Source organism: Pseudomonas sp. H2_A10 (assembly GCF_054680085.1).
This window is the reverse complement of the sequence record NZ_CP162821.1, coordinates 2,722,108-2,740,570: the sequence shown is the minus strand read 5'-3', so window position 1 is coordinate 2,740,570 and position 18,463 is coordinate 2,722,108. Positions and strand designations below refer to the sequence as shown.

22 protein-coding genes are annotated in these 18,463 nt (G+C 61.5%); 12 read left to right on the top strand and 10 right to left on the bottom strand.

What is annotated here, in order from left to right:
• Positions 1 to 114 precede the first annotated feature (114 nt).
• A complete protein-coding gene (locus AB4O23_RS12800; protein WP_003172952.1) occupies positions 115 to 393 on the top strand; it encodes a DUF3509 domain-containing protein in 279 nt (92 codons plus the stop codon).
• Between the two features lie 61 nt (positions 394 to 454).
• Here AB4O23_RS12800 and AB4O23_RS12795 read toward each other — a convergent pair whose 3' ends face one another.
• From AB4O23_RS12795 to aroC, 4 genes are all read right to left on the bottom strand, one after another.
• Positions 455 to 724 carry a response regulator transcription factor gene (locus tag AB4O23_RS12795; protein ID WP_026067249.1) on the bottom strand — a complete coding sequence of 90 codons (270 nt, stop codon included), beginning with the start codon at positions 722 to 724 and terminating at the stop codon, positions 455 to 457.
• 217 nt (positions 725 to 941) lie between these two features.
• On the bottom strand, positions 942 to 1,466 hold the full coding sequence (locus AB4O23_RS12790; RefSeq protein ID WP_017527707.1) for an acireductone dioxygenase: 525 nt from the start codon (positions 1,464 to 1,466) through the stop codon (positions 942 to 944).
• Positions 1,463 to 2,671: an MFS transporter gene (locus AB4O23_RS12785; RefSeq protein ID WP_460063428.1), complete on the bottom strand. Its 1,209-nt coding sequence runs from the start codon at positions 2,669 to 2,671 to the stop codon at positions 1,463 to 1,465. Before AB4O23_RS12785 ends, AB4O23_RS12790 begins: the two co-directional genes overlap by 4 nt.
• On the bottom strand, positions 2,634 to 3,725 hold the full coding sequence (gene aroC, locus AB4O23_RS12780) for a chorismate synthase (RefSeq protein WP_017527705.1): 1,092 nt from the start codon (positions 3,723 to 3,725) through the stop codon (positions 2,634 to 2,636). Before aroC ends, AB4O23_RS12785 begins: the two co-directional genes overlap by 38 nt.
• Before the next feature lie 142 nt (positions 3,726 to 3,867).
• On the opposite strand from aroC, the gene AB4O23_RS12775 reads away from it, so the two are divergent.
• Together AB4O23_RS12775 and AB4O23_RS12770 are read left to right on the top strand one after the other, a co-directional pair.
• Positions 3,868 to 4,830 carry an alpha/beta hydrolase gene (locus AB4O23_RS12775; protein WP_267863792.1) on the top strand — a complete coding sequence of 321 codons (963 nt, stop codon included), beginning with the start codon at positions 3,868 to 3,870 and terminating at the stop codon, positions 4,828 to 4,830.
• 99 nt (positions 4,831 to 4,929) lie between these two features.
• Complete coding sequence (locus AB4O23_RS12770; protein WP_065876494.1) at positions 4,930 to 5,736, top strand: hypothetical protein; 807 nt, start codon at positions 4,930 to 4,932, stop codon at positions 5,734 to 5,736.
• Between the two features lie 110 nt (positions 5,737 to 5,846).
• On the opposite strand, the gene prmB is transcribed toward AB4O23_RS12770, so the two are convergent.
• Positions 5,847 to 6,755, bottom strand: a complete 909-nt coding sequence (prmB, locus tag AB4O23_RS12765) for a 50S ribosomal protein L3 N(5)-glutamine methyltransferase (RefSeq protein WP_065876493.1) — start codon at positions 6,753 to 6,755, stop codon at positions 5,847 to 5,849.
• Between the two features lie 240 nt (positions 6,756 to 6,995).
• On the opposite strand from prmB, the gene AB4O23_RS12760 reads away from it, so the two are divergent.
• The 5 genes from AB4O23_RS12760 to AB4O23_RS12740 all read left to right on the top strand — a co-directional run bounded on the left by AB4O23_RS12760 (position 6,996) and on the right by AB4O23_RS12740 (position 9,771).
• Positions 6,996 to 7,586 carry a cysteine hydrolase family protein gene (locus AB4O23_RS12760; RefSeq protein WP_017527701.1) on the top strand — a complete coding sequence of 197 codons (591 nt, stop codon included), beginning with the start codon at positions 6,996 to 6,998 and terminating at the stop codon, positions 7,584 to 7,586.
• A gap of 135 nt (positions 7,587 to 7,721) precedes the next feature.
• The gene (locus tag AB4O23_RS12755) at positions 7,722 to 8,042 is read left to right on the top strand and encodes a hypothetical protein (RefSeq protein WP_017527700.1); all 321 of its coding nucleotides are present in this window, start codon (positions 7,722 to 7,724) and stop codon (positions 8,040 to 8,042) included.
• 74 nt (positions 8,043 to 8,116) lie between these two features.
• Positions 8,117 to 8,674: a Smr/MutS family protein gene (locus AB4O23_RS12750; protein ID WP_017527699.1), complete on the top strand. Its 558-nt coding sequence runs from the start codon at positions 8,117 to 8,119 to the stop codon at positions 8,672 to 8,674.
• Between the two features lie 78 nt (positions 8,675 to 8,752).
• Positions 8,753 to 9,298, top strand: a complete 546-nt coding sequence (gene folE, locus AB4O23_RS12745) for a GTP cyclohydrolase I FolE (protein WP_017527698.1) — start codon at positions 8,753 to 8,755, stop codon at positions 9,296 to 9,298.
• A gap of 101 nt (positions 9,299 to 9,399) precedes the next feature.
• Positions 9,400 to 9,771 (top strand): glutathione S-transferase N-terminal domain-containing protein, encoded by a 372-nt coding sequence (locus tag AB4O23_RS12740; RefSeq protein ID WP_068937085.1) that lies wholly within the window; start codon positions 9,400 to 9,402, stop codon positions 9,769 to 9,771.
• 43 nt (positions 9,772 to 9,814) lie between these two features.
• Here the strand turns inward: AB4O23_RS12740 and AB4O23_RS12735 are convergent, their stop codons facing one another.
• Genes AB4O23_RS12735 through AB4O23_RS12725 form a run of 3 tightly spaced genes read right to left on the bottom strand, consistent with a single transcriptional unit; the run spans position 9,815 to position 12,750 of the window.
• Positions 9,815 to 10,135 (bottom strand): AtuA-related protein, encoded by a 321-nt coding sequence (locus tag AB4O23_RS12735; protein ID WP_017527696.1) that lies wholly within the window; start codon positions 10,133 to 10,135, stop codon positions 9,815 to 9,817.
• On the bottom strand, positions 10,132 to 11,457 hold the full coding sequence (locus AB4O23_RS12730; RefSeq protein ID WP_017527695.1) for an acyclic terpene utilization AtuA family protein: 1,326 nt from the start codon (positions 11,455 to 11,457) through the stop codon (positions 10,132 to 10,134). Before AB4O23_RS12730 ends, AB4O23_RS12735 begins: the two co-directional genes overlap by 4 nt.
• Entirely contained in the window at positions 11,458 to 12,750 is a 1,293-nt protein-coding gene (locus AB4O23_RS12725; protein ID WP_017527694.1) for a CitMHS family transporter, read from the bottom strand.
• Positions 12,751 to 12,875: 125 nt separating this feature from the next.
• Between AB4O23_RS12725 and AB4O23_RS12720 the strand changes: the two genes are divergently transcribed.
• Complete coding sequence (locus AB4O23_RS12720) at positions 12,876 to 13,775, top strand: LysR family transcriptional regulator (RefSeq protein WP_460150505.1); 900 nt, start codon at positions 12,876 to 12,878, stop codon at positions 13,773 to 13,775.
• Between the two features lie 7 nt (positions 13,776 to 13,782).
• Here the strand turns inward: AB4O23_RS12720 and AB4O23_RS12715 are convergent, their stop codons facing one another.
• On the bottom strand, positions 13,783 to 14,385 hold the full coding sequence (locus AB4O23_RS12715) for a glutathione S-transferase family protein (RefSeq protein WP_217855267.1): 603 nt from the start codon (positions 14,383 to 14,385) through the stop codon (positions 13,783 to 13,785).
• 10 nt (positions 14,386 to 14,395) lie between these two features.
• Positions 14,396 to 15,562, bottom strand: a complete 1,167-nt coding sequence (locus tag AB4O23_RS12710) for an aminotransferase-like domain-containing protein (protein WP_068937084.1) — start codon at positions 15,560 to 15,562, stop codon at positions 14,396 to 14,398.
• Between the two features lie 82 nt (positions 15,563 to 15,644).
• Here AB4O23_RS12710 and AB4O23_RS12705 point away from each other — a divergent pair, with 82 nt between their 5' ends.
• The 3 genes from AB4O23_RS12705 to AB4O23_RS12695 all read left to right on the top strand — a co-directional run bounded on the left by AB4O23_RS12705 (position 15,645) and on the right by AB4O23_RS12695 (position 18,284).
• Positions 15,645 to 16,073: a MarR family winged helix-turn-helix transcriptional regulator gene (locus AB4O23_RS12705; protein WP_026067248.1), complete on the top strand. Its 429-nt coding sequence runs from the start codon at positions 15,645 to 15,647 to the stop codon at positions 16,071 to 16,073.
• Between the two features lie 174 nt (positions 16,074 to 16,247).
• Entirely contained in the window at positions 16,248 to 17,594 is a 1,347-nt protein-coding gene (locus AB4O23_RS12700) for an NCS2 family permease (protein WP_017527689.1), read from the top strand.
• A gap of 63 nt (positions 17,595 to 17,657) precedes the next feature.
• Entirely contained in the window at positions 17,658 to 18,284 is a 627-nt protein-coding gene (locus AB4O23_RS12695; RefSeq protein WP_017527688.1) for a LysE family translocator, read from the top strand.
• Positions 18,285 to 18,463: the final 179 nt, after the last annotated feature.

Sequence of the window (18,463 nt, the reverse complement as noted above, 5' to 3'; positions counted from 1 at the left end):
CACGATTTTTATAAGTGACTGATTTATAAAGATATTTAACAAAATCACTAGCTGGCACAATCACTGCACCTATCACTCCATGCTTGCCCACTTGAGCCAACGGAGCTGATAGACATGAGCCTGATCCAAGATAAATTCGCTTCAGTATTCTCCAACTACGACGTCACCACCCAACCACGTCCAGACGGCGGCATCCTGTTGACCCTGCGTAACAGTGAAGGCAAACAGGTCAAGCGGTCGATTTCCTACCAGCAATTGCACACCGCCGATCAACTGACGTGGGTGATCAGCGCCATTCGCCGTGATTTGGCTGAACAAGCCAGCGAACTGCCGCAAATTTCGATGTTGCAAAGCCAGAACCGCTTTGCTCTGCCGACCTACCATTCGGCTTAACGCCACACCCCGAAAAAAGGGCCGGGACGCCGTTGAGCGTCCCGGCCTTTTTTTCATGGGCCTACCATAGGCCTTGGCGGGCCGCTTCATTCATGGCCTGCACGCGGTTGGTCACTTGCAATTTGCCGTAGATATTGCGCAGGTGAAATTTAACCGTGGCCTCGGACGTGGCACGGATCTGGCTGATCTCCCAGACGGTCTTGCCTTCCGAAGCCCAGCGCAGAATCTCCAACTCCGCCGGGGTCAGGGGCTTGCCGGACAAGCCAAGCCGCCTCCTGACGGCAGTGGGTACGAAATACGGCGGCGAACACAACTCCTCTGGGCCATTCATCACGTTCTCTCCTTTTTATTTGGCTGATGCCTTAATCACCCCTCGGATTCCTCCTGTTGACAGGCGATATATAAACGTTGAGGCCGCAGAGAGTTACACAATGAATGGAGCCAGTGCGCAGGGCTCGTGATAAACAGCACTGCCCTACATATATTTAGGCGTCTTCCCACAGCAGTTTCAAACCCACTGGGGTTGAACATTCCAATGGCTGGGGGGCTCAGTCGTCCAGACCCGGGAAGCGACTGGCAATTGAGTCACCGGTCAACTCCGGCTCACCGCCCGCGTGGAATAACCGCAAGGCCACGAAGTGCGGGTTCTCGCCCATGTCAAACCAATGCGCCATACCCGCCGGAATCATCAGCAGGTCGTTTTTCTCACAGCGCACGGCATACACGTAGTCGCCGATGTGCAGGCAAAACAGACCAAGGCCTGCGATGAAAAAACGCACCTCATCTTTCTCGCCGCGGCGCTCCTTGCGAGCCTGCTCGCGCAGCTCGGCTTTGTGCGGGTGGTCGCTGGTGATGCTGAGCACTTGCACCTGAGCGTAGCCGAGGCGGTCGATCTGCATCTGGTACGCCGAGATCATTGCCGCATCGCTGGCCCCCTTCTCGATCGGACTGGGCTGCCAGCGCTCGAACCGTACGCCGTGTTCGGCCAGGATGGCGGCGATGTCGTCGAAATGGGTCAATACCTTGTTCGGGGTATCCGGTGTAGCAACGGGGTAGACGGCGACATAACTCATTGAAGGGTTCCTTGGTTCTGCTCGTGCAATCGAAGGCCAATGATAACGGCCGCGGCCAGGGCGGCGATGCTCGCAATACTAAAGGTGAAGGTCGGCCCCAGCAGGTTCCAGCTATAGCCGCAATACAATGCGCCCAATGCGCCGCCGGTGCCGGCCAGGGCGGCGTACAGCGCCTGGCCCTGGCCTTGTTGTTTAGCGTCGAAACTGCGTTGCACAAAGGCGATCGCCGCCGCATGGAAGCTGCCGAAAGTCGCGGCATGCATCACCTGCGCCAGCAACAGCACCCAGAAGAACTCGGCAAACGACCCCAGCAGCAGCCAGCGCAACGCCGCCAACAGGAAGCTGGCCAGCAGCACCCGGCGTACCGAAAAGCGTGTGAGGATACGGCTCATGCCCAGGAACATCAGCACTTCGGCCACCACCCCCAGTGCCCACAGCATGCCGATCACGCCACGGCTGTAGCCCAGGTGTTCCAGATGCAGGGTGAGGAAGGTGTAATACGGGCCATGGCTCATTTGCATCAACGCCACGCAAGCGTAAAACGCCAATACCCCAGGGCTGCGCAATTGATTGAGGAACCCGTCGCCTGCGACGCGACTGCCATGGGTGGCGGGCTGCGCGTTCGGCACCCACAGGCTGGCGCCGACGATGCCGGCCATGATCACCACGATCACGACCGGGTAGATATCCAGGCTCAACCGGTCGAACAGGCGGCCCATGATCACCACCGCAAGGATGAAACCGATGGAGCCCCACAGGCGGATCTGGCTATAGCGCGAGGTTTGTTTTTGCAGGTGAGCCAGGGTGATCACTTCAAACTGCGGCAGCACCGCATGCCAGAAGAACGCATGCAGGGCCATCACCAGCGCCAGCCAGGCGTAGGTTTGGCTGACGAAAATCAGCGAAAAACTCACCAGGGTGCACACCGCGCCAAACCGCACGATGGCCAGGCGCCGGCCGGTGTAATCGCCCAGCCAGCCCCACAGGTTAGGCGCCACGCAGCGCATCAACATGGGAATGGCCACCAGCTCGCCGATGCGCGCGCTGGAGAACCCCAGGTGATCGAAATACAGCGCCAGGAATGGCGCCGTCGCCCCCAGCAGGGCGAAATAGAACAGGTAGAAACTGGAGAGGCGCCAATAAGGAAGGGCTGTCACAACCAGCCCGTCACAGCTGGCCGAGCACCGGGGTACTGACGCGCACATCGGCGTTCTGCCCGCGGTTGCGCAGCAGGTGGTCCATCAACACGATAGCCATCATCGCTTCGGCAATCGGCGTGGCGCGGATGCCCACGCACGGGTCGTGGCGGCCCTTGGTGATGACGTCCACCGGATTGCCGTGCACATCGATCGAACGGCCCGCAGTGGTGATGCTCGACGTGGCCTTGAGCGCCAGGTGCGCCACAATCGGCTGGCCGGAAGAAATACCGCCGAGGATGCCGCCGGCATTATTGCTGAGGAAACCTTGCGGGGTCAGCTCATCGCGATGCTCGGTGCCGCGTTGGGAGACGCAGGCGAAACCCGCACCGATTTCCACGCCCTTGACCGCGTTGATGCTCATCAATGCATGGGCCAGCTCAGCGTCGAGACGGTCGAAGATCGGTTCGCCCAGGCCAGGCTTCACCCCTTCAGCGACCACGGTGATCTTGGCGCCAACGGAGTCCTGATCGCGGCGCAGCTGGTCCATGTAGGCTTCCAGTTCCGGCACTTTGTCCGGGTCCGGGCTGAAAAAAGCGTTGTCGTCAACGCTGTCCCAGGTCTTGAACGGAATTTCAATCGGCCCCAGCTGGCTCATGTAGCCACGGATCACGATGCCCTGGGTGGCCAGGTATTTCTTGGCGATGGCGCCGGCGGCCACGCGCATGGCGGTTTCACGCGCCGAGCTGCGGCCGCCGCCACGGTAGTCGCGTTCGCCGTATTTGTGGTGGTAGGTATAGTCGGCGTGGGCTGGCCGGAACAGGTCCTTGATCGCGGAATAATCCTTGGACTTCTGATCCGTGTTGCGGATCAAGAGGCCGATGGCGCAGCCGGTGGTGCGGCCTTCGAACACGCCGGAGAGGATCTCGACTTCGTCGGGCTCCTGGCGCTGGGTGGTGTGGCGGCTGGTGCCGGGCTTGCGGCGGTCGAGATCACGCTGCAGGTCTTCCAGAGACAGCTCGAGGCCGGGCGGGCAGCCGTCGACAATGGCGACCAACGCCGGGCCATGGCTTTCGCCCGCGGTGGTGACAGTGAACAGCTTGCCGAAGGTATTGCCGGACATGCGGGGCGCTCCGTGAAATCAGTTGAATCGAGTCAACCGTAATAACTTAAGGCGGCCAGTATACGCAGGCTAACCGACTAGTTCATCCTCGAAACCTTACCGGTGGACGTTGGTCCAACCGGCACCTCCTCATGATGGCGCGATGATGCTTCGAGTCCTGCTTCTTACCCTGACCTTGTTTACCGCCGTGGCCCACGCCGCCTCCCCCGTCGTACTGCAACGCCCTATCAGCCTGGACACCGGCAGCGGCGAGCTGTTCGGCTCACTGCTGTTGCCACAGTCCGACAAGCCGGTGCCGGTGGTGCTGATCATCGCCGGTTCCGGCCCCACCGACCGCAACGGCAACAGCGCCGAGGGCGCGCGCAACGACAGCCTCAAGCGCCTGGCCTGGGTACTGGCCCGGCATAACATCGCCAGCGTGCGCTATGACAAGCGCGGCGTGGCCGCCAGCCTCGCCGCCACCCCGGATGAACGCAACCTGACCCTTGATGCCTACGTCGCCGATGCGGTGGCCTGGGGCCAATTGCTCAAGACCGACAAACGCATGGGCCCGTTGATTGTGCTGGGCCATAGTGAAGGTGCGCTGGTGGCAGCCCTGGCTGCGCCGCAATTAGACCCGGCGGGCGTCATCTCGCTGTCCGGCAGCGCGCGCCCGGTAGACCAGGTGATCCGCCAGCAACTGGCCGATCACCTGCCCCCAGCCCTGCTGCTGCGCAGTAATGAAATCCTTGATCACCTGAAGGCCGGCCAAGTGGATACCGACGTGCCCGGCCCGCTGGAAGGCATTTTCCGGCCCAGCGTCCAGCCTTACCTGATCAGCCTGTTTCGCGCCGACCCTCGCGCGGCCTTTGCCAAACTGCGCATGCCTGCGCTGATCATCCAGGGCACGCATGATATCCAGGTAGGCGTCGGCGATGCCCAGCAACTGAAACGGGCCAAGCCGGACGCGCAGTTGACGGTGATTGAAGGCATGAATCATGTGATGCGCATCGTGCCCAACGAGGTGAAGCAACAACTGGCCTCCTATAACGACCCGAAGCTGCCCCTCGCCGCCGAACTGGGTGAACGGGTGGTGCGCTTTATCGATGAACTTCAACCCAATTAAGCGGCAATTGGCCTCCAGTCTTGGGAAAAGCGGCCGATAAGCCCACAGTCGGCAGTCAAAAGACTGTCGGCTCGCAAGGCTTGGACAGGATCGCGTCGCATGACTACCACAGAAGCAACACCCGAACCGACCGCCGACACCACGGCTGAAAAAACCGCGGCCGTCGACATGGCGTCGCTGCCGTGGGCAGACGTTCAGGCCGAGCATTTCAAGATGCTGCGCCTGGCCCCACTGGCCACGGACCGTGCCACCGGTGCGCGGCCGTTGCGGTTCGTGCAGTTCGGCTATGCCGAGCGCCATGACAAACACCACAGCCTGTTGCGCATGGTCATCCAACTTCCGGGGCAACGTGTGCGCCGCGAGCAGAACCATCTGGATATCTGGGTCGACCACGATACCCATCGCGTGCACTTCGGCCCGGGCAACAGCCTGGAAATCGAACCGGCCAACCGCGGCATCGGCCGTTTCCTCGTGGCCCAAGCGGCGGCGTGGGCGAAAAAGAAGTGGTCGCATTACCGCGTCGACGGTGTCGACCTGTCCAACAAAGACGCGCTTAACGAAGCCACGCGCCTGCGTCGCGATCACTTCCTGCGTATCCAGGGCTTTGATGTGGCCTACGCCGATGTGCAGCATTTGAAAGGCAACGTGCAGCCCGGCAAGGTCAGCGACGTGCTGGACAGCTGGAACACCGAGAAAGTGCAGTTCGTGGAGATCCTCGAAGCCGCGCAGATGTTGCAACAGGCCGAGCACAACCTGCTGGAGCAGGAAGTGAAGCTGCGCAAGGAGGAAGAAAAGGTCACCAAGTTCAAGCGTGAGGACAGCGGGCTACGGTTTACCATCACCTGTTTGGTGGCATTTACGGTGTTTCAGGCGGGGTTGCTGATCTGGATTGCCACGCACCGGTAATGGACCGGCATGCAATCAAACATGCATGAGGGGGGTGTCAGTCACTCAATGCAGTGCCTGACAGACCGCTATCGGGAGCAAGCCCCCTCTCACATTGGCTCTGTTTACAGTTAGATACGCGCCGCAAACACCGCCTGGTGCTGGCGGCACTGCTCGGCAGTGAGCATAAACACGCCGTGCCCACCGCGCTGGAACTCCAGCCAGGCAAAGTCCACTTCCGGGTACAGCGCCTCGACGTGCACTTGGCTGTTGCCCACTTCGACAATCAGCAAACCTTTCTCGGTCAGGTGGTCCGCCGCTTCGGCGAGCATCCGTCGCACCAGGTTCAAGCCGTCGTCACCACAGGCCAGGCCCAGTTCCGGCTCGTGCTGGTATTCGTCGGGCATGTCGGCGAAGTCTTCGGCATCCACATACGGCGGGTTCGACACAATCAGGTCAAAGCGCTGGCCCGGCAGGCCGTCGAAGCCATCGCCCTGCACGGTGTACACGCGCTCGTCGGCGCCATGGCGCTCAATGTTCTGGTTAGCCACTTCCAAGGCTTCGAAGGACAAGTCGCCCAGCACCACTTCGGCGTCCGGGAACTCGTAGGCGCAGGCAATGCCGATGCAGCCGGAGCCGGTACACAAATCGAGAATGCGGGCCGGCGGCTGCGCCAGCCAGGGTTCGAAGCGGTTTTCGATCAACTCTCCAATGGGAGAGCGCGGGATCAGCACCCGCTTGTCGACGATAAACGACATGCCGCAGAACCAGGCCTCACCCAGCAGGTAGGCGGTGGGCACGCGCTCGTGGATACGGCGATGCAGCAAGCGCTGAACGTGAGAGATTTCCTCTTCTTCCAGGTTGCAGTCCAGGTAGCTGTCGGCAATTTCCCACGGCAAATGCACGGCGCCGAGCACCAATTGCCGGGCTTCGTCCCAGGCATTGTCGGTACCGTGTCCAAAAAACAGGTCTTCCCCATGGAAACGGCTGACAGCCCAACGGATATGGTCGCGCAAGGTGCGCAGGCGGGAAGTGATCACGGGGGCAGACTCCTGAAAAAACGACTGGCGATTCTAACAGCCTTCGCCTGTACCGACGATGTACGAAACCCTCGGCACCGTATGTCGGATTTCATCCAATTTGCCACTATTGCGATAAACAAGCCGCCTACTTGACAAGGCTGCACGCCAGCAACGGCGTACCTTACGATAGTAGCGATTCACAGAACCGCTCAGCCAGTGGACAATGTCGCAAAAGCCCCCCTCACAGGAGCCCCCAGAATGTCCGTTCCAAAGACGATGTTTCAACTCAGCGGTCGCGGTTATGCAGCAGCCAACCTCAACCATGCGACCCTCGTGATCATCGACGCCCAGAAGGAATACCTCAGCGGCCCGCTCGCCCTTTCGGGCATGGACGCCGCCGTCGGCAACATCAAACAATTGGTTGACGCGGCACGCAACGCCGGGCGCCCGATCGTGCATGTGCGCCACCTGGGCACCGTCGGCGGCCTGTTTGACCCGCAAGGCGAGCGCGGGGAATTCATTCCCGGCCTTGAGCCCGAAGGCGACGAAACCATCATCGGCAAGTTGCTGCCGAGCGCCTTCCACGGCACTGGCCTGGAAAAACACCTGCAGGACCTCGGCTCCCTGGACCTGATCGTGTGCGGTTTCATGAGCCACTCCAGCGTCAGCACCACGGTGCGCGCCGCCAAGAACCTGGGTTTTCGCTGCACGCTGGTGGAAGACGCCTGCGCCACCCGCGACCTGCCCTATAAAGGCGGCATCCTGAGCGCCGAGCACGTGCAGCAGACTGAAATGGCGATCATGGCGGACAACTTCGCCACCCTCGCGCTGACCAAGGATCTGATCTGACTGCCCCTCGATGAGCGGTGCCGGGTACGGCCCGCTCATCCGCAAAGCCTCCTCATTTGGCGCATTTACCTTCGGTACAGGAACAACCTGTGTATCTTCCGGTCGAAGGGCCGATACCCTGGAGGAAAGGTCGGAATGAAGATATCCGATGGTTTTGACGCTCGTCGCTTGCGCCCCAAGGGCCCGAGCAATTGGCGTCTGCGCCTGTTGGCGTGCATTGCGGCGCTGCTGGCGATTGTTGGTCTGTTGCTGGCCGGCGCAGGTGGCGCCGGTTTGTTGGGGCATTCACCGGCCCTTGGCGAACTGAATGCCAGCCCTGGTGGTTCGGCCCTCCTAGCGGGGATCGGCCTACTGGTGCTGTGGCTGGGCGTGTGGTTGTGGCGCCGCAGCCGGCGCAAAATGCGCCAGCCACTGTCGCTTAACATCGCTTCGCACCTGATGAAAAAGCACGACTAGTGGCGCTTGGATAGCGTTTCCTGCGCCCTGGCCGCCGCGATTAGGTAAACTGCCCGCCCTTCGCGGAGGCCACCATGCAAGACGACGATTTTTCCCTGTTCAAAAACGAGCTGCGCGGCGTCAAGCCGATCAAGCACGACCGCGCCGACACCGGTAAACCCAAAGCTGATCGCGCGCAGATCGCCACGCTGCGCCAGGCCGCTACCGTGCGTACCCACGCCACCACCGTGGATGGCCTGTCGGATCAGTTCGTGATTGATGTCGGGCCCGAAGACGAGCTGATGTGGGCCCGCGACGGCGTTCAGGAAAGCCAGATGCGCAAGCTCAAGGCTGGCCAGATCCCATTCGAAGGCAGCCTGGACCTGCACGGCATGACCGTGGAAAAAGCCCGGGAAACCCTGTGGGCCTTCCTCGCCGAAGCCACCAAATTCGAAATCCGCTGCGTGCGCGTCACCCACGGCAAGGCCGTGCGACTGGACGGCAAGCGGCCGATGATCAAGAGCCACGTCAATACCTGGCTGCGCCAGCATGCCCAGGTACTCGGCTTTACCTCCTGCCAGGCCCGTCACGGCGGCGCGGGCGCGGTGTATGTGATGCTCAAGCGCACGATGATGGAAGGGCGGGACGAGTAACAAGTGCCATCGTCAGGCTTGCAGCGATGTGTCCACCACCGTAACCTTGCGCTTTGCGAAAATCCCACAGGTAGTTTCATGTCCCTGGAACACAATTACACAGAGATCCTCGGCCAACTCGGCGAGGACGTCTCCCGCGAGGGCCTGCTCGACACGCCAAAGCGTGCCGCCAAGGCGATGCAGTATCTCTGCCGCGGTTATGAGCAGACGCTCGAAGAAGTCACCAACGGTGCCTTGTTCAGCTCCGATAACAGCGAAATGGTGCTGGTCAAGGACATCGAGCTGTACTCGCTGTGCGAACATCACCTGCTGCCGTTTATCGGCAAGGCTCACGTCGCGTATATCCCGAGCGGCAAAGTGCTGGGCCTGTCGAAGGTCGCGCGGATTGTCGACATGTATGCGCGTCGCCTGCAGATCCAGGAAAACCTCAGCCGCCAGATCGCCGATGCGGTACTGCAAGTGACCGGCGCCCTGGGCGTGGCGGTAGTGATCGAGGCCAAGCACATGTGCATGATGATGCGCGGTGTGGAGAAGCAGAATTCGTCGATGATCACCTCGGTGATGCTGGGTGAGTTCCGCGAAAACGCGGCCACCCGCAGCGAATTCCTCAGCCTGATCAAGTAAAGGCTGCGTAGAAAGCAACCGGCGTTCATCGCCGGTTTTTTTTCGCCCGCAAAATTCAGGTAAGCTGCGACCCCTTCTTCATGGGCAAGAGGCTTTCAGCCATGTTCGTCAAAGCACTTCGAGTCGGTCTCGGCCAAATCATCATCGTGGGCGACTTCCTGACCCGCCCGCGCAAAAAGCAGCGCACCGCCGAGCAACAGGCGCAGGTCAACGATGCCGCCAAGGGCTTGACCCTGTATCAATTCCACGCCTGCCCGTTCTGCGTGAAGACCCGCCGTACCCTGCACCGCCTGAATGTGCCGGTGGCGCTCAAGGACGCGAAGAACAACGAACAGGACCGCCAGACCCTGCTGGAGCAAGGCGGCAAGATCAAGGTGCCGTGCCTGCGTATCGAAGAAAATGGCCAGACCAGCTGGATGTACGATTCCAAGGTGATCATCGACTACCTGGACAAACGCTTCGCCGCCATCTGAGAGGCGTGTGCCATCTAATGTGGGGGCTTGCATCCCTCCCACATTAGTTCGGTATTGGCAGATCCATGCTCAACAGTGCCGAGCCCAGGCACTTGCCATGGGCATCCAGCGCCAGCGAGCGGGTCACGCCGCCGCGCAATATCCCCGGCAACACGAAGTTCAGCGCCTGCACATTCGGCAACTCATAGCGTCGCACCGGCGCCGCGCCCGGCTCCAGCAGCCCGGCAAAAAACTCGGCCACCCGCGCAGCCGTGAGCTGCTCGCACAGTAACGGGTAGTCTTCCTTGCGATAGGCAATGATCGAAATGTTCGAGGTATCGCCCTTGTCCCCGGTACGGGAATGGGCCAGGTTATGCAGTTTCATGCTTCGATCCTCGGGTTGACCGCACCACGCGGCAGCAGCAGCGACGCCACCGCCACCACCTGCCGTAGGCTTTTACTGGCCCCGCCGCCGCCGGACGGGCCGTTGGTGTAGAGGGTTTCCACCTCGTTGCCCACGCGCACCGCGTCGCTGCGCTCCTCACAACGCGCGGCGATGCGCAGGCGCACTTCCCAGGGTTCGACACTGCTGCGCGGGCCGTGCAGCGCGTCCATACCGATCAACTCGGCGCGCACGTCGTGCATCTTTACACCCATCAATTCCAGGCGTTTGAGTACGACATCCCGCGCCAACTGCGCCCGTGCGACTGCGCCGGGGCCGCCGTAGGACATCTGCCCTTCACCGATCCAACCGTCCAGATAACCGACGCTGACCTTCAATTGCTCCGGCCGTGCCCGCCCCGCCGCGCCTTGGGCACGTACCCGATCAAGGCTATCCTCGACAAAACCCACCAGGGAAAAGTCGGCGGTCACATCGGGCGTCAGGTACGCCGCCGGATCGTGCACTTCGTAGATCAATTGCTCGATGCAGGTTGCCCGGCTCACCCGTCCACCGGAGCCTGCGACCTTGGTGATCACGGCTTCACCTTCGGCGTCGACTTCAGCCAGCGGGAAACCCAGGCGCGCCAAGTCGTCAACATCCTTGAAACCAGGGTCGGCAAAATAACCGCCGCTGACCTGCCCCGCACATTCCAGCAAATGCCCCACCAACGTGCCGCGCCCCAGCCGTTGCCAATCGTCCGCCGCCCAGCCGAACTCAAACATCTGCGGCGCCAGGAACAGCGAAGGGTCAGCCACGCGCCCGGTGATCACCACATCGGCCTCGGCGCGCAGGGCCTCTAGGATGCCGTCGACGCCCAGGTAGGCATTCGCGGAAATCAGCCGTTTACCCAGCGCGCCAACCGTCTGGCCGTTATCCAACAACTGCTCGGGGTTCAAGACGCTGAGCACGTCATCGCCCACCACGGCGACGACCTTGAGGTTCAAGCCCAGCTCCCCGGCTATCCGCCGCACTTCAATCGCCGCCGCCACCGGGTTGGCCGCGCCCATGTTGGTGATCACCCGCAGGCGACGGCGCCCGGCCTGCGCGCCTACACACGGCAAAACACGCCGCATACGCTCACTCAGCAGCGGGTCATAGCCGCCCTGTGGGTCGCTGATACGCGCCTGTTGCGCCAGGGCGATGGTGCGTTCGGCCAGGCATTCGAACACTAGGTAATCCAGGTCGCCCTGTTCGGCCAGTTCCACGGCAGGTTCGATACGGTCGCCGGAATAGCCGGCGCCGGAACCGATGCGCAAGGTTTTCATTTAAATCACTCCCAGGAGCAGCGCCGTCAGGGTCATCAACACCGACGCGGCGAACAGAAATGGAATGGTGAAGCGCTGGTGATCGGCTAATTCGATCTTGCACAGGCCCACCAGCAGGAAGGTCGCGGGGGTCAGCGGGCTGACCGGGAATCCGGTGGTATGCACGCCCAACAGCGAAGCCTGGGCCACTTGCAACGGGTCGACCCCCAGGGCTTTGCCCACTTCGGCGATCACCGGCATCACGCCAAAATAATAGGAGTCGGGGTCAAACAGCATGCTCAGCGGCATGGACATAAAGCCCACCACTGCGGGGATCAGCTTGCCGTGGCCGGCGGGAATCTGCGCCACCGCCACTTCGGCAATCGCCTTGAGCATGCCGGTGCCTTGCATGATGCCGGTAAACACGCCGGCGGCGAGCAGAATGCTGGCCATGGTCAACGCGGTTTTGGCATGGGCGTCGATACGTGCGCGCTGGGCGTCGACATTGGGGTAGTTGATGCACAACGCCACCACGGTGCCGAGCATGAACATCACCACCGGGTCGACCCAGCCGGCGATCATCACCACCATCACCAGCACGGTGAGCATCAGGTTGAGCCAAAACAGCCCTGGGCGACGCAGCTTGATGTCGTCGTCGCTGAGCACCCGTTGTGGCACCGCCTCCACGCTGGAACCGGCCCCCAGGCCCAGGCGTTTTTCTTCACGGTGGCCCAGCCACCAGGCACAGGCGAAAACAAAGATAAGCCCGACGATCTGCACCGGGATCAGCGGCTGGAACAGGTCCGCGACCGGCACATGCAGCGCCGCCGACGAGCGCAGCACCGGCCCGGTCCAAGGCAGGAAATTGACCCCGGCGGCCATGGCGCATACACAGGCGAGGATGCGCTTGTCGATGCCCAGCCGCGTGTACAGCGGCAGCATCGCCGGCACCGTCACCAGGAATGTCACCGCGCCGGAACCGTCCAGGTGTACCAACAGCGCCAGGGTCGCGGTGCCGACCACAATGCGCGTGGGCCGCGTGCCGACCGTGCGCAGGATGCGATCAATGATGGGGTCGAGCATGCCGGCATCGGTCATGATCCCGAAAAACAGAATCGCAAAGACAAACATGCCCACCACGGGGGCGACGTTCTTGATCCCGGTAATGATGAAGGCACTGGTTTGCAGGCCGAACCCGCCAAGCAGCGCGGCGATGATCGGCAAGGCGATCAGGGCCACCAATGGCGAGAGGCGTTTGCTCATGACGGCAGCGAGCAGGCACAGGATGGTGATGACACCCAGGGTAGCGAGCATGGGTTACTCCAGAGCGGCCTTTGCGGCCGGTTATTGTTTTCCCAGGAGTATTGGAAGCGGGTTAGTCTTTGTAAATTGGAATATTCGGCCTGGTATGTTCGGAAAAACAAAATGAAGCGATCGCTATGAAGAACTCTATCCAGCACATACAAGCCTTTCTCGCGGTAGCGCGGACGGGCAGCTTCACCAAGGCTGCCAACGAATTGCATCTGTCACCTTCGGCCCTCACCGTGCAAGTGCAACAGTTGGAAGACTGGCTCGGCGTCCCCCTGCTCGATCGCAGCCCGCGCCATGTGAGCATCACCGCCGCCGGCCAGGAAGCGCGCGGCCCCATGGAAAAGCTGCTGCTGGACCTGGACAACATCGTCACGGGCTCACGCGACCTCGCCGCCTTGCGCCGCGGCGTGGTCAGCATTGCCGCCCTGCCCTCGGTGTGCGCAGGAGCCCTGCCGCCGGCCTTGCGCCTGTTTCGCGAACGCTTTGCCGGGATCGACGTGCGCTTGCATGACCTGGTCGCGCACCGCATCCATGCCCAGGTGCGTGAAGGCCTGGTGGACTTCGGCATCGGCGTACGCGCACGGCTGAGCCACGGGCTGGATTTTGTACCGGTGCTGAATGACCGGCTGTGTGCGTTCGTGCCGCTGGGTCATCCCCTCGCCCGTCACCGCCGGTTGACGCTGGAGCAATTGGCGGACCAGCCGATCATCCTGACCGGGCGCGACAGCAGTGTGCGCGAGCAGGTGGACGCCTTGTTCGATCAGATGCGGCTGACGATGACCGCAGGCATGGAGGTCAACTACATGTCGACGGTGCTGGCGTTGGTGCGCCAGGGCTTGGGGATCAGCGTGCTGCCGGAATCGGCGGCGGACAGCCTGGAGGGGTTGAAGCGCATCAACATCGACCATCCCGGCGTAAACCGGGAGATCGGGCTGATCAGTCGCAGCGGGATGGGGCTGAGCCCGGCGGCGCGGCAGTGTTTTGACCTATTGAGCGACGAACTATCTGACAAACCACCCCACATTTAATCTGTGTTTAGTCCAGCATCGAGACATGCTTGGGGTGGCTGGCCACTCGTTGCAACCATGCCTGCACAGCCGGGTAAGGCGCCAGGTCGAAACCACCTTCATGCGCCACATGGGTGTAGGCATACAACGCGATGTCGGCAATCGAATACTGCTCGCCCACCAGGTAGGGCGTGGCCTGCAGTTGCCGTTCCATCACGCGCAGGGCTTTGTAACCGCCCTTGTGGGTCGTCTTGTATTCCTCAAGACGATCCTCCGGCATGTTCAGGTAAAACTGGATAAACCGCGCCACTGCAATGTACGGCTCGTGGCTGTACTGCTCGAAGAACTGCCATTGCAGCACTTGCGTGCGCAAGCGCGGCTCGCTCGGCAAAAATTCGCTGCCGTCGGCGAGGAAGTTGAGAATCGCGTTGGACTCCCACAGGCAGGTGCCGTCTTCCAGTTCCAGCACCGGGATCTTGCCGTTGGGGTTCTTGGCCAGGAACTCTGCGGTCTGGGTGTCGCCGTTGAGGATGTCGACATTCACCCATTCGTACCGGATGCCCAACAGGTTCAGCATCAACTTGACCTTGTAGCAGTTGCCCGAACGGTAATCGCCATAAACCTTGTACATGGGGCTCCCCTTATGCCGCTTGCGCGTGCTGTGCTTGACGGATCACGCTGGCCAGGCGCTTGAGGCCTTCATCCAGGCGGGCCGGGTCGATATGGCTGAAATTGAGGCGCAACGAGCCCAGGTGCTGGTCCGGCTCGGAGAAGAACGGTTCACCGGGCATGAACGCCACATTCTGCTGCAACGCTTGGGGCAATAAGGTGCGGGTGTCCAGCGGCCGTTTCAAGGTCAGCCAGAAGAATAATCCGCCCTGAGGCACCTGCCAGTCGGCCAAATCGCCAAAGTGATGCTCGAGCGCGGTCTGGAACGCATCGCGGCGCTCACGGTAAAAGCTGCGCAATTGCAGCAGGTGTTGCTGATATTTTTCGCTGCCGACCCACTGCATCGCCTGCCACTGGCCCACACGGTTGGTATGCAGGTCTGCCGATTGCTTGAGCTTGAGCAGGTGCGGGAACAGGTCCGGGCTTGCGATCAGGTAGCCGACACGCAAGCCGGGCAACAGGGTTTTGGACACCGTGCCGGTGTAGATCCAGCTGGCCTTGTGCAGGCGGCTGACGATCGGTCGCGCGCTGCCACCGTCGAAGGACAGTTCGCGGTAGGGTTCGTCTTCGATCAGGGTCACGCCGAACTCATCGAGCAGGGCCGCCACGGCGTCACGCTTGGCTTCGCTGTAGCGCACGGCCGACGGGTTCTGGAAGGTCGGGATCAGGTAGATGAAGGCCGGATGATGGCGTTCGAGATTGGCGCGCAACGCGGCCAGGTCCGGGCCGTCGGCTTCCAGCGGCACGGTGAGGCATTCGGCGCCGAACAGCTGGAAGATCTGCAATGCGGCCAGGTAGGTCGGGCCTTCCAGCAGGATCTGCGTGCCTTTATCGATATACAGCTTGGCCGCCAGGTCCAGGGTTTGCTGGGAACCGCTGACCACCAGCACCTGGCTGGCCTGGCACGGCACGCCCAGGGCGCGGGCTTGGGCGGCGAGCAACTCGCGCAGCTGCGGCTCGCCTTCGCTCATGCCGTATTGGCCGATGTTCAGCGGCATGTCGTCCCAGTTCAGCGCGGGCAACATGGCTTCGGCCGGCAGGCCTGCGGCAAATGACATCACTTCCGGGCGCTGGGCTGCCGCGAGGATTTCACGGATCAAGGAGCTTTTAAGGCGGGTAACACGTTCAGAGAAGGGCATGGAGGTCACCGCTGGCGGAGGCTGTGGGAAATACGTCAAACTGGTTGACCGAAACTACGACGACTTGAGTGGATACGTCAATATGCTTGACCTTAAAAACCAGACCAGTCAGCAACTCGCCATGGAAGCGTTCTTCTTCGGCTACCAGGCCTTTACCGCCAAGGCTGACGAAATGCTCGAGCGGCGCGGCCTGAGCCGGGTGCACCAGCGCATTGTGTTTTTTATCGCGCGCTACCCGGCGTTGAGCGTCAAAGAGCTGTTGGAATTACTCGGCGTGAGCAAGCAGGCGCTGAACATGCCGCTGCGCCAATTGCAGGAAATGCACCTGGTGCAGAGCATTGCGTCCGAGACCGACAAGCGCAAACGCTTGCTGGAGTTGACCGACGAAGGCCGGCGTTTCGAGCAGTCGTTGCGCCGTGAACAGGTAAAGCTGTTGCAGCGTGCGTTCAGTGAAACCGGGGAAGAGGCGGTGGCCGGATGGTTGGCGGTCAATCAGGCCCTGAGTGGGTGAATTAGCCTTTCATCCAATTCTGAGTACATAATAAAAAACATTATTTGCTTTATTTGTATACAAAAGCATAATTCGCTTCGTGCGAGTTCCTGACCTATTAGTCAACAAACCCGCCAGTACCTCACAGCGCCCGCGCGCTGGCCATAACAATAAAATGCTTGAGGAGTACTCGCTGTGGATAGCCGCAAATCCGAAGCCCCAACGCTCGACCACGCCATACCGCACAGCGGCTGGCTGGAACGCCTGTTTAAACTGCGCTTGCATGGCACCACAGTGAAGACCGAGCTGATCGCCGGCCTCACCACCTTCATCACCATGGCCTACATCATCTTCGTCAACCCCAACATCATGGCCGACGCCGGCATCGATCACGGCGCGGCCTTTGTCGCCACCTGCATCGCCGCTGCGCTGGGCTGCCTGCTGATGGGCCTGTATGCCAACTGGCCTGTAGGCCTGGCACCAGGGATGGGGCTGAATGCGTTTTTTACCTACACCGTGGTCGGCACCATGGGCTACAACTGGGAGACCGCGCTGGGTGCGGTGTTTATCTCAGGGGTGCTGTTCATGATCCTGACCCTGTCGCGCATTCGTGAATGGCTGCTCAACAGCATTCCCGTGAGCCTGCGCCACGCCATGGGCGCGGGCGTCGGTTTGTTCCTGGGGGTGATCGGCCTGAAAACCGCCGGCATCATCGTCGACAGCCCAGCCACTCTGATCAAGCTGGGCTCGCTGCATGAGCCCGCGCCGCTGCTGGCGGCCATCTGTTTTCTGTTAATCGCGATCCTCAGCTATCACCGCGTGTTCGGCGCGATCCTGCTCAGCATCATCGCCGTGACCCTGGCGGGTTGGGGCCTGGGCCTGGTGCAGTACCAAGGCATCGTCGCCAGCCCGCCGAGCCTGGCGCCGACCTGGATGGCCATGGACGTGATGGGCGTGTTCAACGTCAGCATGATCAGCGTGGTGTTTGCGTTCCTGTTCGTGCACATGTTCGACACCGCCGGCACCTTGATGGGCGTGGCCCAGCGCGCGGGCCTGGTGAACGCCGACGGCCGGATCGAAAACCTGTCCCGTGCGTTGAAGGCCGACAGTGCGTCCAGCGTGTTCGGCGCCATGGTCGGCGTGCCACCGGTGACCAGTTATGTGGAAAGCGCCGCCGGCGTGGCCGCGGGTGGGCGCACCGGGTTGACCGCCGTCACCGTGGGCGTTTTGTTTGTCGCCGCGATGTTTTTCGCGCCGCTGGCCGGCATGATTCCGGCGTATGCCACAGCGGGTGCGTTGATCTACGTGGCGATGCTGATGATGAGCGGCATGGCGCAAATCGAGTGGGACGACGCCACCGACAGCATTCCGGCGATTGTCACCATGATCATGATGCCGCTGACCTTTTCGGTCGCCGACGGTATCGCCCTGGGCTTTATCACCTACGTGGCGCTCAAGGCCGGCACCGGCAAGCACAAGGAAATTTCCGTGAGCCTGTGGGCGTTGTGTGCGATTTTCATTGCCAAGTTTGTCTTCCTGTAACCGCGGAAGTGGCGAATACTGCCTCGCCTTCGGGCGGGGCTTTTACATGAATGGAGGACTGTAATGAGCGTGGAAACCTGGCTGCTGTTCAGCGGCGCTGCATTGATCGTGATCCTGATCCCCGGCCCGCTGTCGCTGCTGATGATCAGCAACAGCCTCAACTATGGCCTGCGCCGCTCCTACCCGGCGTTCCTCGGCGGGGTATTTGCGTCGATCTGTCTGTTGAGCGCGTCGGCCTTGGGCCTGGGCGCGCTGTTGCTGGCATCGGAACAGTTGTTCAGCGCCCTGAAGATCGTCGGCGCGCTGTACCTGTTCTACCTCGCCTGGCAGAGCTGGCAGCAATCGCGCCTGCCGTCCCAGGGCGCGGTGGTTCCACAGGCCGCTGCGGTGCCGCGCTTTCGCGCGTTGTTTGGCCGCGCGTTTGTGCTGGGCGCCAGCAACCCCAAGGACATCCTGTTTTTTGCCGCGTTCCTGCCGCAGTTTCTCAGCAGCGAACACCCTTTCCTGGCGCAGTTGCTGGTCATGATCGCCACTTGGACCGTGCTCGACCTGCTGTGCAAGCTGGCTTACGGCCTCGGCGCCCATGGCGCGGCGCGGTATTTGCGCAGCGGCAAGGGGCAGAGTTGGTTCAATCGGGTGAGTGCGGGGTTGTTTGGCGGGGCGGGTGCCGCAGCGCTGATCAACCGCTGATCTTTCATGACGAAGACCGTTCGGTTCAGCGGCGCATCCGTACCCGTCTCAAGCAACCGGTAATACTTGCCCTGCTGTTTAAGCACGTAGTAATTGCGTTCCAACGGCAACCCTCCGGCCCCGGAGAGAGCCGAGGTCGCGGCAAAGGGAGCACTCGACAAAGGCACCACCGGCTCAAC